At 38.2% G+C, this 16,743-nt stretch carries 11 protein-coding genes; 10 read left to right on the top strand and 1 reads right to left on the bottom strand.

What is annotated here, in order from left to right; all coding sequences use genetic code 11:
• Positions 1-80: 80 nt before the first annotated feature.
• The 3 genes from thiD to GN303_RS04950 are packed head-to-tail and all read left to right on the top strand — an operon-like array spanning position 81 to position 2,830.
• On the top strand, positions 81-881 hold the full coding sequence (gene thiD / locus GN303_RS04960; RefSeq protein ID WP_110438077.1) for a bifunctional hydroxymethylpyrimidine kinase/phosphomethylpyrimidine kinase: 801 nt from the start codon (positions 81-83) through the stop codon (positions 879-881).
• A gap of 45 nt (positions 882-926) precedes the next feature.
• The gene (locus tag GN303_RS04955) at positions 927-1,910 is read left to right on the top strand and encodes a tyrosine recombinase XerC (RefSeq protein WP_110438076.1); all 984 of its coding nucleotides are present in this window, start codon (positions 927-929) and stop codon (positions 1,908-1,910) included.
• Positions 1,907-2,830 (top strand): retroviral-like aspartic protease family protein, encoded by a 924-nt coding sequence (locus tag GN303_RS04950; protein ID WP_110438075.1) that lies wholly within the window; start codon positions 1,907-1,909, stop codon positions 2,828-2,830. The genes GN303_RS04955 and GN303_RS04950 overlap by 4 nt, the downstream gene beginning before the upstream one ends.
• Here the strand turns inward: GN303_RS04950 and GN303_RS04945 are convergent, their stop codons facing one another.
• Positions 2,831-4,198 carry an MFS transporter gene (locus tag GN303_RS04945; RefSeq protein WP_110438074.1) on the bottom strand — a complete coding sequence of 456 codons (1,368 nt, stop codon included), beginning with the start codon at positions 4,196-4,198 and terminating at the stop codon, positions 2,831-2,833.
• Positions 4,199-4,464: 266 nt separating this feature from the next.
• Between GN303_RS04945 and GN303_RS04940 the strand changes: the two genes are divergently transcribed.
• Genes GN303_RS04940 through GN303_RS04910 form a run of 7 tightly spaced genes read left to right on the top strand, consistent with a single transcriptional unit; the run spans position 4,465 to position 16,728 of the window.
• Positions 4,465-7,389, top strand: a complete 2,925-nt coding sequence (locus tag GN303_RS04940; protein ID WP_110438073.1) for a virulence factor SrfB — start codon at positions 4,465-4,467, stop codon at positions 7,387-7,389.
• Positions 7,390-7,405: 16 nt separating this feature from the next.
• A complete protein-coding gene (locus tag GN303_RS04935; protein ID WP_110438072.1) occupies positions 7,406-10,042 on the top strand; it encodes a virulence factor SrfC family protein in 2,637 nt (878 codons plus the stop codon).
• 1 nt (position 10,043) lies between these two features.
• Positions 10,044-11,279, top strand: coding sequence for an SEL1-like repeat protein (locus GN303_RS04930; protein WP_110438071.1), 1,236 nt, complete (start codon positions 10,044-10,046; stop codon positions 11,277-11,279).
• The gene (locus GN303_RS04925; RefSeq protein WP_231504000.1) at positions 11,276-13,228 is read left to right on the top strand and encodes a vWA domain-containing protein; all 1,953 of its coding nucleotides are present in this window, start codon (positions 11,276-11,278) and stop codon (positions 13,226-13,228) included. The genes GN303_RS04930 and GN303_RS04925 overlap by 4 nt, the downstream gene beginning before the upstream one ends.
• Positions 13,228-13,938, top strand: coding sequence for an ABC transporter ATP-binding protein (locus tag GN303_RS04920; RefSeq protein WP_110438070.1), 711 nt, complete (start codon positions 13,228-13,230; stop codon positions 13,936-13,938). The genes GN303_RS04925 and GN303_RS04920 overlap by 1 nt, the downstream gene beginning before the upstream one ends.
• Positions 13,931-15,157 (top strand): ABC transporter permease, encoded by a 1,227-nt coding sequence (locus GN303_RS04915; RefSeq protein ID WP_110438069.1) that lies wholly within the window; start codon positions 13,931-13,933, stop codon positions 15,155-15,157. The genes GN303_RS04920 and GN303_RS04915 overlap by 8 nt, the downstream gene beginning before the upstream one ends.
• Positions 15,154-16,728 (top strand): formylglycine-generating enzyme family protein, encoded by a 1,575-nt coding sequence (locus tag GN303_RS04910; RefSeq protein WP_158523850.1) that lies wholly within the window; start codon positions 15,154-15,156, stop codon positions 16,726-16,728. Before GN303_RS04915 ends, GN303_RS04910 begins: the two co-directional genes overlap by 4 nt.
• Positions 16,729-16,743 lie beyond the last annotated feature (15 nt).

Below are 16,743 nucleotides of genomic sequence, written 5' to 3'. Positions count from 1 at the left end.
TTCTGGATTTAAGATAAAATATATCTCTAGAATGAATTAAAACTATAATCATAAAATATTAGACATAAATTGGGATCTACATGATTAAAAATATTTTAACAATTGCTGGAACCGATCCAAGTGGAGGGGCGGGAATCCAGGCTGATATCAAAACTTTTTCCGCATTGGGAACTTATGCAATGTCAGTTATAACGGCGGTTGTTGCGCAAAATACCCAAGGGGTAAGATCTTTTCAGATTATGGATCCTAATATGGTTGCAGATCAGATCGATGCGATTTTTCAGGATATCCATGTTGACGCTGTCAAAATCGGAATGCTTGGCAATGAGCTTATTGTCAGGATTGTAGCCCATAAACTGAGAGAATATAATGTTGCCAAGGTCGTTATTGATCCTGTCATGGTGGCAAAAAGCGGTGATCATTTGATCAATGATGCGGCAGTTAATGCATTGAAGGACGAACTATTTCCTCTTGCCACGCTTATTACCCCGAATATCCCGGAGGCATGTGTTTTATTGAATAGAAATGATCCAATAACAATGCTGGAAATGAAAGAGGAGGCACAGAAATTACTTTCATTTGGATCTCATTGGGTTTTGTTAAAAGGGGGACATCTCGAGGGATTTAACTGTTTTGATGTATTATGTAATAAGAATGAAATTTTCGATTATGAGGATGAAAGAGTGCTGACAAATAATAATCACGGGACAGGATGCACGTTGTCTTCTGCCATAACAGCCTTGATTCCCGTTATGGAAATTCCTGATGCGGTCAGAGAGGCCAAGACTTATCTAGGGAATGCACTTAAGGCTGGCAATCAGCTGCAAGTGGGTAAGGGACATGGGCCGGTCAATCATTTTTACAGAATATGGAATTTATAATAAATTATCATTTCAGTGACAGAATCGCGTTGAAAGGATCCAATCATGCTGGCAGAAGGTTATTTAAAGCATTTCTTGAAATGGATGAAGGACAGTCAAAGAGCCTCATCTAATAGTATTATTGCATATCAACAAGATTTAACCCTTTTTTTACAATTTTTTGCAAATTATAAGGGTAAAGAAATAACCGGGCATGATCTTGCCGATCTTTCATATAAGGATGTCAGGGCATGGATGGCGGATGAAAACAACAAAGCCCTTAAAAGTCATTATCTTGGTCAGGGTCGACATACGCAAGATGCCGCAATCCGTACACGTAAAAGACGTTTATCCGCATTACGGTCATTTTATCGCTTTTTGGCAAGGTTTTATTATATTGAGAATAATATTGCTTCATTAATAAAGATTCCAAAGGTCAATCAACCTTTACCCCATCCATTGACGGAAAAAGAGGCCTCAGAGTTGACTAGGAATGTTGCGATTGTTGATCAGTCCCCAATGACTCAAAATCGTGACATCGCTTTATTTACATTGTTGTATGGTTGTGGTTTGCGGTTGTCTGAAGCCTTATCCTTAAATTGGGGTGATCTCAGAAATGCAGACCTGACCCGTGAGGGTGCAACCCTAAGGATAACCGGTAAAGGAAACAAGGAACGACTTGTGCCGATTTTGCCCTATGTGGCTGACGCATTAATAAAATGGGAAAAACATTACCCTTTTATGATTAAATCTCAATCACCAGTTTTTGTCGGTGTTAAAGGCAAAAGGTTAAATCCATCTATTGCCCAAAAAAATATGCGTGAATACAGACGCATGACGGGATTGTCAGAATTGGCAACACCTCATGCCCTACGTCACTCATTTGCCACCCATATTTTACAAAACGGAGGAGATTTAAGAACAATACAAATGTTGTTAGGACATGCAAGCCTGTCTACAACGCAGCGTTATACATTGATGGATGAATCTCATTTACTGGAAGTATGGAATAAAGCCCATCCCAAAGCGAATATAAATAGAAAAATATGAAAAAAATCATTCTGACATTTTATTTTTTTACAGGCTTATGGTCTTTTGATTCTGCAAGAGCTGAAAGAAATTTATGCAGCTATGAAAAAATTGCGCAAATTCCTCTCAGAAATATAGGGGGTTATATAATAGGGGATTTTCAAATTAATGGACAAATGGTTTCCCTGATTATTGACACAGGTTCAGAAGGAAGTCTTATTTCTTTGGATGGAGCTTCAAGGCTGCATTTACCTGTGGATCCAGGCCAAAAAACAGTAATACTGGGTTCAAAAGGGGGAAGTAAAACAGTACAAAATGTTTTTATCCGAAATATGCATATAGGAACGTACAATCTGGGCGCTTTATCTATACCAGTTGGTAATTTACCTCAATTTCCAAGAATTAAACCTGCCATTTCAGGATTGATCGGTGGAGATATATTATCAAATTTTGATGTTGAATTTTCATTAAAAACAGGAAAGCTGAATTTATGGGAGGTGAACAGCCATTCATTATTATGTATGGTACCACCTTTTTGGCAAGAAAAAGGTCATATTACTGATTTGGACAAAAAAGGTTTTCGTGTGTTTACAAAGGTAAGAATTGATCAGTTTCCCTTAGAAGCCCTAATTGACAGTGGTGCACGATCCCGAATAGTTGCCCTTCAAAAAGTAAAAGAAATGGGAATTCATGAAGACGAGCTGGCCACACGTCCGGGTGGACTGGCAAGCTCGATTGGTTCAAAAGAGGTTGTTTATCACTGGTATCAATTTAAGCGTTTCGAAATTGGTGGACAGGTTGAAATCAAACCTACATTGACCGTATCCCCATTGCATGATGAAGCAGATATGCTGATTGGTTCAGACTGGTTTGCACTAAATAAAATATGGATATCCTATAAACGTGAAAAATTGTATTTTATAAATAATAGGGAAGAATAATTATTTTCCTTTTGGCAAAAACCAAAAGATAAAAGAGCTGAAAAGTGTTGTTATACCCAACCAAAACCATGTAAAATGAAAATGCATTGCAGGAGCGGAATTGGGATGCAAAGATTGATCTACATTTAAAAGTATTGCAGAGACGGCAACACCAGAAGCCATGGAAAGTTGCATGACTGTGGATAATAGACCGCTTCCTGAAGGTTGTTTACTAAAAGATAGATCAATAACGGTAACTGTATTCATGGCTGTAAATTGAATGGAATTTATAAATCCAGTAATGAGCATTAGAACAATCAGTAATGTCCAGCTGGATGAACTTGTTACAGTTACATACGAAATATATGAAAAACTGAGCAATATAGTGTTGATAAACAGAAAACGTCGGTAACCGGTCTGTCTTATAATCTGATCGACGAAAGATTTTCCTACAAAAGAAGCAATGGCCAATGGTAACATTGCAAAACCACATTTTACGGGTGAAAGTCCCAATAGAATTTGTAACATCAATGGCAGCATGAATGGCACGGCGCCGCATCCGATACGTGCAACGATGTTACCGAAAATTCCAATTGTGAAGCTTCTTACTTTAAAAAGGTTGTGATGAAATAGAGGGTGTTTATGATTATAGGATTTTATCCAGTAAAATATCATTAAAAGGATGCCCAGAACGAGAATCAGGGTTGGAATTTTAAATTGTTTGGTTTCACTAAATAGACTGAGCGCATAGGTAAGAAAGGCTATTGAAATGGCAAATATTCCATACCCTGTATAATCCATTTTAATTGATTTATCCTTGATATCGGGGAAAATTCGTAAGGCAAATATAATTCCAAGAATACCGAAGGGTATATTGATTAAAAATATTAGGGACCAATGAAAATAAGAAGTGATCATCCCCCCAACAATGGGACCGATCAAGGGACCAGTCAAAGCGGGAAGGGTTACCATACTTAATGCTTTTACCAGTTCGTCTTTGGAAAAGGTCTGGATAATTGCCAATCGACCAATCGGCAGCATAAGTGCTCCTCCAGAACCCTGAATAATCCTTGCGATTAACAATTCATTCAAGTTATGGGAAAGTCCGCATAAAAGAGAACCAGATGTAAAAATTGCCAGTGAAAGACAAAAAATTATGCGACATCCATATTTTTGGCATAGATATCCCGTAAGAGGAATAAATAAGGATCCAGCCACCATATAATAAATAATGATATTTTTTGTTTTGAATAAAGGAGTATTAAAAAAATTGGATAAGTAGGGAATTATTGTATTGACAGCAGTTGAATCAAGTGCAGCCATGAAAAATGATATTGCTGCGACAATGGGTAAAAACCGTTTTTGATTGTTTTCAATCGGAATGTTCATGATGATTAATATACCTAGTAATTTAGGTACGGTATTTGATTTATATAGTCAAGATATGAGGCTTAATAAATATAATGTTCAATCATACTCAGAATATTATTTATTTTTTAATTGGTTGAAATTTATATTTAAATAGATTTTCAAAATTATTTCATAAAAACTCGGTCGTTAAAACAATTCAATTATTTATTTTTTATTTTATAATAGCTGTTATAGTTTAATCTATCAATTTGTGTCCTAATATTTCTCAGGGGATTGAGAATCATATGTCTCGTATCATCACTTTAATTCCTGACAGTGGAATACAGTTTTGGTCTATTAAAATTCCTGTTGCGCAATTAAAAAATGTTCATTGCTGGTTTTGGGAAGAGCGTAATGGTGAATATGATGATGGTACACCACGTTATATCTTGCATTCCCTTAGGGAGGATCCCGAAACAGGTGTGTTGAGGGATGTTCAATCCGGTCAGGTTCCACCTGAAAATCAGATTTATGAGGTTTCCTGGAAAGGGATGATGCAAATGTTTCTGCATCAATGGATACCCTTGCCTTTTTTTGCGCTCATATCGGGTGAAGAAACAGGTAATGAGCATTTTCGAAATGGACCGGCAAATTGGGTACGTGGATATCTTACACAGATAAAGGAGGATTTGTATCAATTTGATCTTGTATTCGATACAAGTTTGCAAACACAGGATAATAATGAAATTTATAATGCACCCACCATAGAAGATAGCCAAAGACAGGACTGTTATAAATTCGTTTCTAATTTTACTGATGTGGCATGGTTTTTGAATGAAGGATGGGTTGGTGATTGGCTTTTGAAAATCAAACAGGAAAATGTTGTAAATAGCTCTTTATACGAAGAACGATATTGTTGGCATTATGCCGTCTATCAGGCATTCCTACAGATTTTAACCTCCTTGCAAACCTTACCATCAGTGCATTTGCTGGATGGTGGTAAGGGAATAACATCACAAGTCCCGGTTGAAGTAGACCTAATTCTGGATTTGGGAAATTCAAGGAGCTGTGGAATTTTAGTTGAGGATCATCCGGGACAGGATGTTAATTTTTCAAATAGCTATCCTTTGATTCTTAGAGATCTTTCAAGTCCCAATCTTAAATATGACAAACCATTTCCAAGCTGTATAGAATTTGCTCGTGCAAATTTTGGAAGTGATCTTCTCTCTCGTCGTTCCGGAAGGATGTCCGCCTTTTATTGGCCAAGTCCGGTCAGGGTAGGTTATGAGGCAGCACATTTGGCAGGGACAAGAATTGGAAATGAAGGTATAACCGGTATCACATCTCCAAAAAGATATATATGGGACACGCGTTTATCTTTACAAAGCTGGCGTTACAATAGCCGTTCCATGGGTATTTCGGGAAGAATAATCGATCCTCCAGTTACGGGGGCATTTATGGCAATGATTTCACCGGATGGTCGTGTTTTGACTGAGGAGGAACGTTTAATAGGGGAGAATATCACCACACAACCAAATTTTTCACGGAGTTCATTATTTACCTTTATGCTTGTGGAAATTTTGTTTCAAGCGAGATTACAGATGAACTCACCTCAAAATCGTGAACAAAGACAAAATAAAACTTTAATGAGACATCTTCGGTCTGTAACATTGACTTTACCTCCTGGTATGCCGGTAGCGGAACAGAAAATCTTACGTAATCGTGCGATTTCAGCCATTGATTTATATTGCGAAATGCTGGGTATATCTACAAATGAACGGCCAAAAATTCACACGCATCTTGATGAGGCAACAGCAACCCAAATCGTTTGGTTATATAACGAGATTACCGAACGTCTCGGTGGAAATGTGGATGAGTTCATGCAATTAAACGGTCATGTCGATAAAGATAGGGAAACTGATAACCGGATACCGAAAATTAGGATAGCAAGCTTGGATATTGGAGGTGGAACGACTGATTTGATGATAAGTTCCTATTCTGTGCCTGTGGGTGAGACAATTTGTCCACATCAGGAATTTAGGGAAAGCTTTAAAATAGCAGGGGATGATATTCTTGAACATATCATAACGCATATCATTTTACCCATAATGGAAAATTCCCTACGTAAAGCGGGGGTAATTGACACCCAGGCATTTTTTAGTTCCGCCATTGGACAGGACTGGGGAGGGCAATCAGAACAGGAGCGTCATTTAAGACAGCTTTTTGTCAATAATGTTTTGGAACCGGTTGCATTGGCAATATTGTCCCGTTATGAAAATATAACTGATCGAACAATCGATATACTTGATGCATTCCATATTGGCGATGTTCTTGGTGAGGACAAGGAAAATATCGAGCGATCCCAAAATTACATTCAGACCCTTGCCAAAAAGGCAGGAGCAGAAAATTTTAAAATAACCGATTTGGAAATCATAGCCAAGGTGCAACAGGTTGAGGCCTCGATCACATATGTTATGGGTGATGTCATAGCGAAATTGTGCGAAGCAATTTGGACCTATGATTGTGATGTCTTGTTGATTTCAGGTAGACCTTCAAGATTACGCAGAATTGTTGATATGATTATGGCCGCCATGCCAGTTCCGGTTCACCGTATTATAGGTATGTACCATTATCGCGTTGGTGCATATTATCCTTTTCGTGATGCTCAGAACCGTATAAGTGATCCAAAAACCACCGTTGTAGTTGGTGCATCTTTATGTTTGCAAGCGGAAGGGAAGTTACAGAATTTTGTATTACGATCACGTGATTTGCATATGTATTCCACTGTACGTTTTATTGGTCGTTTGGAAAAAAATGGTCAGTTGAGGAATAAAAATGTTTGGCTTTCAAATATAGATTTACCTGAAAGTAAGCCTCAAGAAGATGTAGGTTTCAAGATTGATGATTTTGAAAATACCACCAAGATTGGTTTTCGTCAGCTTGGAATTGAAAGATGGCCAGCGTCGCCATTATATGTTTTGGAAATAAATAATTTCAATGCTCTGAATAAAATTGCCCTGCCTTTGACGGTAACAATTAAGCGTCAGGATATCGATCAAGAAAAGGAAAATCTAAAAAATGATTATTCAGATCGCGAACAATTCAGGATTGTTGAAATAACAGATCGGAATGGCGAGCAATATCCCACCCGACTTTTGGTCCTGAGATTGCAAACCATGATGAATTCCGAAGGTTATTGGCGTGATACAGGTCGCTTTACCTTAGCCTAGAGAAAGATTATTTAATATGCCAAACGATATTCAAGAAATGACCAGGCATCTGCAAAAAAGAACCGGGAATGTATTATGTTCTGCTGATATGGCTTTACACTGGTTTGAAGATAATCCAAAAGCTATTAGGGGAGATGGGGATGCAGTCAAATATACCCTTAGGCGATTTCGTCGGCAGGCCAGACAACTTGACAATGCAGCTTACCAGCCACCTGCCGTGGCGGTTTTTGGAGCGTCTCAGGCAGGTAAATCCTATCTTGTTTCAAGTTTGGCGACAAAACCCGGACAGGCATTGATAGCGTATTATCAAAAAGAGAATCTTAATTTCTTAACGGATATGAATCCACAAGGTGGTAATGAATCAACGGGGCTTGTATCTCGTTTTACGACGCGGAAAATTGACGTTATTGATGAAAATATGCCCGTTCCATTACGATTGTTGTCAGCGGTTGATGTCATAAAAATATTGACCAATACATCAATTGAGGATTTTAAGACAAAAGATGCCGAAATTGACGATCAGTCACTACAGAATTTGTTTCAGTCCATGAAACCTTTTATGCAAGACAAGATCATTAATTCAATTATAGATATTGATGATATAGAGGTTCTATATGAATATTTAAAAAAACAATATCCCGACCATCATAGATTTGAAAAATTAAGAGAAATTTACTGGCAGCAACTGAGGGAAACCGTTCCGTATATTCCAGCTCATGAATCGGCTGTCTTGTTTTCACCATTATGGAACAATCTGGGGCAATTTACCAATTTAGGAAGAAATTTATTTACAGTTTTAGGAAATTTGGGAAAAACGGAAAATGTCTATTGCTCTACAGAAGCACTGAAGCCAAGAGAAAAAAGTATATTGAATGTTGAAACCCTATTCACGCTTGGAATGAATTCCCAGGATAAAATTACCGTTTTGACTTCAAAAGGGGAAAGACAATCAATTGACCGTTCAATTGTAACGGCATTGACGGCAGAATTAACCGTTCCAATAGGAAGTGATGCTCCATGGGCATTTCTCAAGGAAACGGATTTGCTTGATTTTCCTGGCGCAAGATCAAGAGAAATGATTTACGATCCACAAGTTTTTCTCCAGGCACCAGAAGCTTTGGGACGTTTATTTCTTCGGGGAAAGGTGGCCTATCTTTTTCAACGTTATGAAGCCGAACGTGAAATTTCGGCAATGTTATTGTGTATTGGTGATTCCATACAGAATGTTTCAACCCTGCCAGGTATGATTGATGGATGGGTAAGAAACAGTATCGGTGCGACGGAAGAAGAACGTAATAGACAAAGAGATAATTTGTTTGTTGTTTTGACAAAATTTGATCGGGAGTTTGAACAAAAAGCAGGAGAATCTCCTTCATCAAGCACAAGATGGACAGCCAGAATTAATGCAAGTCTAATTGACTTTTTTAAAACGTGCAGTTGGATTGAGAATTGGAGAGATAATCATCCTTTCAATAATCTTTACTGGTTACGCAGTCCCTCTATAAGTTTCCCAGCTGTTATGGATTATACGGTCGTTAACGGACATAAGGAAGAAGCTGGAATTGCTGAACGGGCAAAAAATTTAGTTGAAACGATGAAACAGGCTTATTTGAGTAATCCTGAAATCAAGCGTTATGTGGCTGATCCTGAAAAGGCATGGAATGCTGTTTTGCAACCAAATGATGGAGGTATCACCTATCTTGCCGGTGCATTGGGAAAGGTATGTGACGCACGGTTAAAAGTTGAACAGATTAATGGACAGATCGAACATCTTGCTATTAATTTGGCACGTTTTATTTCACCTTATTATCATAGTGGCAATACGGAAGAAGCTATCAAAAAGGCTTCATCGGAGGCTCAATCAATAGCTCTTTCATTGATGCAATCCGTCAAATCACAAATGTTTGGATCTTTGTTACGGTCACTCCAGGTTAGGCGAGAGGATATGATGGAAGCATGGCATAGTATGGAAATGCAGCTTTCCAACCAAAGATTGTTGATCGGTCGAACAAGTGATGTAGACGATCTTTTTCAGGATATGTTTCCAGATGCCGATTTATCGGATCAAAAACAGGAAAAAGAAGTGGATACGGGACAGGCAAAAGATCGTCATGAACAATATGCCGATTTAGTATTGTCCAAATGGAATCATATTATGGATGATTTTTCTCGTAATGATCAGGTTGAACAGCATTTTTATATTCCAACAGAACAATTAACCGCATTAACGGCAGAGATATCCTTGCTTGCAAGACGGTTAAATCTCAGGGATAGGCTCGCTGAACAATTAAGACGCAATGCGGCGCTTTTCACCAGTGGTTCATTAAAGGGGGAAACACAGGTTTTGTTGGCAGAAATGGAAATTGGTAATTTTGTTTATTATTTGGGTTATCATTCCGTACCATTATCTGAAAGACCCATGACAAGAGGATTAAAGGGTGAGCATCATGTATTCGAACCAAGAGAGGCACCCAATGATATATTGATTTTACCTGAACATCCCGTTCCATATCACGAACGTTTTGTTCGAGATTGGATTTCAGCCATGGTACAGCGATTTGAAGAAAATGCTGGCGCGTCCAGTCTTGATGGAATTGATCCAGCTGCAAATGAAGCCCTGGGGCGTATCATAACCGTATTAAAAGGTTTATAAAATGAATTCGGTATTAAAAATTTCAGCATCAGGACCAGGTGAAGCCGCTATTACCGTAATAAGTAAGGCAGATTTGAAGGGACAGAATTTTAATATTACGTTTCCACAATTTCCCTCAATTCCTGTTCAAAAGGTTATACGTCAGGAACAACAAGGAAATGATCTAGTTTTATTTATTGAAGCTGACCGTTTATGTGATTTACTGGAGGCGGGAAGCCCATGCCAGATCAAAGTTCCGGAACTGGATCTTGTCCAAACCGTAATCTGGCCTCCCATTATCGGCAAACGAAGTGTTTCCAGAAAAGTTGTTGAAAATAAAAAAATAGATGATGTCAGCAGTCCCGGGAAAGAGAAAAAAAATTTAGAAATAGTTAATAAAATAAATGGGCAACAAGAAGACCCCACTGTTTCCCTGGATCAATCGGGAGCTGAACCGGATATAGAAACTGTTGTAATGGATACTGAAAATAATCGAGTTAATCAGAATGAAAACAAACCTGATTTACCGGTTATAAATCCAGAGATACAAAAGAAACGCTCCGTTTTTCCACAGAAAGAGGATTTATTGAATAGTGAAAATCTGCATGGAGAATCAAACAATACCAGAAGCAAACTACCCTGGATAATTTTAGGATCAGGTTTGGGTCTTTTGTCGTTATTCAGCATTGGAACAGGAATTTATATAAAAAAACATCATGTTCCCAATAAAAATCCTTCTGTTAAGGAAAAAACTATAGAAAACAAACCTGTAATAAAACAGAGTAATGATAAAAAGAATAATGATGATGGAAAACAATCTGAAAATTCCCAGAAGCAATCTTTTCCTGAATCAACCAAATCCAATTCCCAAAACAAGGCGGAAAATTTGGAAGTAATGCCATTACAGGATGTTCTTAGCAAAGCACCCAGCACATTGGCTATTACTAAAGAGGGGGAAAGGCGGTTAGAAAATAAGCAGGCTGATGATGGAATTTTGTTACTGGAAAATGCAGCATCCAAGGGGGAAAGTGAAGCAATGGTCAAGTTGGGTTTACTTTACAGTCCTGTAAATTTCAAGGTGGATGGTCCCATTCCCAGTCCTGATATGCGTGAAGCGGCACGATATTTCCAGATGGCTGCCCAAAAAGGCTCTCGAGAAGTTGTTGCCCCACGTCAGGCATTGTATGACTGGTTAAGTAAAAAAGCTGAAACTGGGGATGAAATGGCTCGTCTTACGTTAAAGGATTTTTGGCAGTGAGAAAAATTCTGAATAAATCATTAATTTTTTCGCTATTGTATTTTTCAGCAATAGAAAGTTCCTCAGTTATTTTTGCTGATCCTGCTGTTTCCCCATCCTCCACACCATTGCTTATGGAAGGAAAACATAATCTTTATCAAAAAATCATAACTAGACCTGGTGTTGTCTTATCAGATTCACCCTCAAATCAGAATGCGAAACCGATTGAGGGCTTCAAGGTTTTTTATGTTTATAAACGTCAGAAAGATACACAGGGAAATGAAGATTGGTTGCAGGTTGGAAGCGATACCCAGGGTCATATTGTAGGCTGGGTGCCAGCTGATAAAGTAATTAACTGGGCGCATACAATGGTTGGTGCCTTTACCAATCCGGCTGGACGCGAGCGTTCATTATTCATGAAAAATGAACAGGATGAAAAACAGATACTGCTGGATCAATCTGGTGGCGATAAAGCCAAGGAATTAGCAAAAAATGCACTGGCCGGTAATCCTGGTCCGGTGATAGCCATGGAACCTGAAACATATGTAGATATCACTCATAATTTCTATTTGCTGCCAATTCTTGATGCCCAGCAGATAGATCGTCCAAGTGGTCCTCCATTACGTTTGCTTCATGTCGTTTCCGCTCCGTCACAAAAAAGCAACCCTGATTCATCGCCAGCGAATTTGAGGAATTTCAAGGCCAGTTTGGTGTTTGTTATGGATACGACTGTAAGTATGGAACCCTATATTGAACAAACTCAGGCAGCGGTTAAATCATTGATTAATTCAATAAAAAATACAGCGGTTAAAGATAATTTTCGTTTTGGATTGGTTGCCTTTCGGGACAGTTTGAAAGATAATCCGTCACTGGAATATGAAACAAAAGTTTTTGCAAGACCTGATTTCAAGCAACCTGTGGATAATGTTAACAATGCCATAGCTTCTGTTCATGATGCAAAAGTTTCGTCAAAATCTTTTGACGAGGATGCTATCGCTGGAATTAAAACCGCACTTGATGAAATTGACTGGAATCAATCAGCTGGTAAATATATTATTCTGGTGACGGATGCAGGTGCAAGGGAGGCAAATGATCCTCACAGTATAACTAAACTGGGAATTGAAGAAATCAAACAGCTTGCTGAATCAAAAGGAGTTGCTGTATTTGTTGTTCATTTATTAACGCCTGCAGGTCAGAAAATCAATAATCATACCAAGGCTGCAAGCCAATATAGAAAGCTAAGCCAGTTTGGTACGGCTGGATCCTTATATTTTCCTGTTAGGGGGGGGACACCAGAGGCTTTTTCAGAAGTGATTCAGACCCTCACAATGGCATTATTGCAACAGGTGGCGGATACAACTGGTAGACCTATAGCAGGATTGAATCCGTCAAAGAAAAATGCTCAATCTAAAAAAGCAGAGGATCAAATCAAAGTTGTCAGCCAGGCTATGCGTCTTGCCTATATGGGTAAGGAGGAAAATACTTCCGTTCCTGATGTGATTTCGAGTTATACAACAGATCGGGATTTGACTAATCCAGTTAAAAAGGCCATTGAAGTACGTGTTCTCTTAACCAAAAACCAGTTGTCAGATTTAGCCCAATCCTTACAGATCATCTTGAAAACAGGATTAGCGGGAAGAACCGAACCACAGACATTTTTTACCCAACTTCGTTCAGCTTTTGCAACAGCAGCCCGTGATCCGCAAAAAATTTCCCAATCTAAAAATATTGGCGGATTACTGGGAGAATATTTGCAAGGTTTACCTTATAAGTCGGATATCATGAACATTTCGGAACAGGATTGGCTGGCAATGGGAGCAATTGCGCAAAGAACAGTTCTGAATAATGTTGAAAGCCGTTTACGACTTTATCAGGAATATGAGTCTCATCCTGATCTTTGGGTACAGTTAACTGGAAGCAAAGATCCTGGTGAAGCGGTTTATCCTGTTCCCTTGGAAGCCTTACCTTGATGAGAGAATTTTCGGGAAATCCCTTTATTTTTCTTGATAATGTTGCATATGAATTTTCTGACGGAATCAAAATCAATATTGATCATGCAGAAATTAAACATGGTGATCGTATATTGATTTCCGGTCCTTCAGGATGTGGTAAAAGTACGATATTGGGAATGTTATCCTTATCCTTGAAACCGACAAAAGGACGTAATTTCTATTTTGAACAAAATGATATTTTAAAATTATGGAATAATTACAGACGGGATCAATTGGCTCATTTAAGGTCAGCATATTCTGGTTTTGTTCCGCAAACAGCGGGCTTAATTCCTTTTATCACTGTAAAGGAAAATATAACTCTACCCTTATCGATTATTGGAAAAAAGAATAAAGTCTGGTTTGATCAGTTGATTACCTTTCTTGAAATTGGACCAATTTTATCTAAAAAACCATGTCAGGTATCTGTTGGCCAGCGTCAAAGAGTGGCTGTTGCAAGAGCATTAATCAATAGACCCATGATTGTTTTAGCGGATGAACCCACGGCTTCTGTTCATCCCACTCTAGCCGACGAAATTTTACATTTATTGGTTGAGACAGTAACGGAGGCTGGATCCGTTTTAATCATGACCTCACATGATGTTAAACGGGCGTTACAATATGGTCTAAAGGAGATGGCGTGTTATATTGACAATGAAACGAAAATAACTCGGTTACGGATCCATGCATAAAAATCTGCATTTATTTTTATCCGCTAAACTTGCCTGGAAAGACTTGAAAAATGAACCAATTTTATCATTATGCCATATTCTGGGCATTGTCGCAGTTTTGGCCCCTTTAATTGTCATTGCCGGATTAAGAAGTGGTGTATTAACCAGTATTAGGCAATCATTGCTTGAAGATCCTCATGTCAGGGAAATAGTCACAATATCCAATCGTAGTTTTTCCCTTGGTGATATAAAGAACATTAATTCAAATAACGATATTGCATTTATCATGCCTCGAACCCGTACATTGGCAGCAAGTTTGTTTATGGAAAATATGGCTGACAAGAATAATGGTGATGGCAGGCATATCATGTTAGTACCTTCAGCCAAAGGTGACCCCTTGTTAGGTAATATTTCTGCTTTTATACAAGAAAATGATGAAATTTTTTTATCAGCCTCAGCGGCCAGCTATTTGCATATTCATGATGGAGATCAAGTAAATGCCATTCTTGAAAGAATATATCATAATACTAAACAGCAAGTAAATTTTCCTTTGAAAGTCGTATCTGTATTGCCACCCTCCGTTACAGATAAGGATTGCGCCTTTGTATCCTTGTCATTGGCTGTTGCCGTGGAAACCTATCAGGATGGTATTGAAAACTGGCCCGTTCAAGTTAATAATTTCAAAATACCGCCAAATATCGTGTATTCTGGTTTCCGGTTATATGCCAAAAATTTGACTGATGTGCCAAAATTAGACAGGAATCTACGTAATAACAATATAGATATCATATCAAGAGCAGGAGATGTTTCTGGATTATTATCGTTAACAAAACGCTTGCAATATCTTTTCATCTTAATTGCGTCATTGGGAGGGGGCGGTTTATGTATTTCATTGGGATCTGGCCTTTGGGCAAATACCGAACGTAAACACAGATCTCTGGCTTTATTGCGCTATTCTGGGTTTTGTTCATTGGATTTAATTTTTTTTCCACTTTTTCAATCTTTTATTCTTGCATTTTGCGGTCTGGCGATTTCGTTTGTTGCCGCGATAGGAGCAGGAGAACTGATCAATCATTTATTTAAAAATATTCTACCACAAAATCATGTTTTATTTTTGTTGAATAAGGAATTGATTTTGGCAACTATCTGTTTAACCTTTGGGGCAAGTTTCATAATCAGTTTTTTATCGGGAAAGAGAGCAGCCAAAATACAGCCATGGGAAGGGGTAATTGCTTTATGAAACAAATTGTTTTGATTATTGGACTTGGTATTGGATTTTTTCCTACTATTTCAAAAGCAATAAACGCATCATGGCCAAGTAAATTTATAGATATCCATCCAATGAAGGATGATTTTGCCTTGCCATTGCCTTGTGGAGGTAAAATGGTTTTTCGTAAGGTTGAAGTGCCGACAGAAGGTGGAGTTTTGGATGATTTACCAATTCAGATAGGGCAATCTGAAACTCAGCAAGGTTATAGCGATTATATAAGGCAAGCGCAGCTTGCAGCACCTTTTTCGAGCGGGGTGAATGGAAGTAATTTCTATTATATTGGGAAATATGACGTTACAAGAAATCAATATGATGCCATTCTAGATCAGGATTCATGCAAACAACCCGATCAGTCAGGACAGAAAGCAGTCAATAATATTTCATGGTTTGAGGCTGAAAATTTTGCGGAAAAATGGTCTGTTTGGCTATTGCAACATGCTAAAAATTCATTGCCAAAACGTGGTAATAAATATGGTTATATCCGTTTACCTACAGAAGCGGAATGGTATTATGCTGCTCAGGGAGGCAACAAGGTTAGCGAAACGGATTTTCTTGCACCAACATGGCCAATGCCAGAAGGAATTGAAGAATATGTTATGACTGGTTCGGAACTGGCAAATGGTCAGGTTCAAACGGTAGGTAGCATGAAACCAAATCCTTTGGGGTTATATGATATGTTGGGAGAAGTGGGGCAAATGATGCAGGATTATTATCACTTGAATCGTGTGGGACGTCAGCATGGACTAACAGGTGGAATAATTGTAAAAGGTGGAAATTATACATTTAATCCATCGGATCTCAATACGGCATTACGTGAGGAAATCCCTCTATATGATCAAAATACCAATCAACCGACACATCTCGCAACCATGGGTTTTAGAGTTGTTATTTCCGCACCTACATTGGGTAGCCTGCAAGAAACCAATCAGGCTTCATCAGAGTTTGATCAATTATTGCAAAAATCCCAAAAAGTGACAGCCAATACGCATCAGCTGATTGATAAGCTGAAGAAACAGACAACAGAGGCATCCTTAAAGGCCGGGCTTGAACAGATATCAACACAACTGGATCAGGATGCCAGAGCTCGTAATGATTTCTTGGCGGCAACCATGCGTGCCCAAATTGAAGCGGCATCCGCTTTGGCATTAAATATTTGGGAAAATCAACATACAATATTGATTTTGGAAAAGGAATTATCGCTTTTGAATATGTTGAGCCAAAAACAAAAAAACGATATAAAATCAAACATTATCAATCATAAACAAATCTTAAATAATTCAATTGACGGGTATTTGGAAACTATCCGTAAAATAGCAGATTCATCATCGATTATTGATAGAAAAAAACAATTCACCATGATTGAAACAGCATATAAAGCTAGAAAACTCAATAATCTGGCGTTTTTTGCCAATCGAATACAGGTATTGCTCTCTTTACCAAAGAGTAAGTGGACAAATGTATATGTGCTGCAAGATATGAAAAATATTCAGTCAAATCAGGCAAGAGATTCTGTGAACATCAATAATAAAAACAATAATTGAAGTCTATAAATTTAA

Source organism: Commensalibacter melissae (assembly GCF_009734185.1).
Lineage (GTDB): Bacteria > Pseudomonadota > Alphaproteobacteria > Acetobacterales > Acetobacteraceae > Commensalibacter > Commensalibacter melissae.
This window is presented reverse-complemented; position numbering and strand designations above follow the sequence as displayed.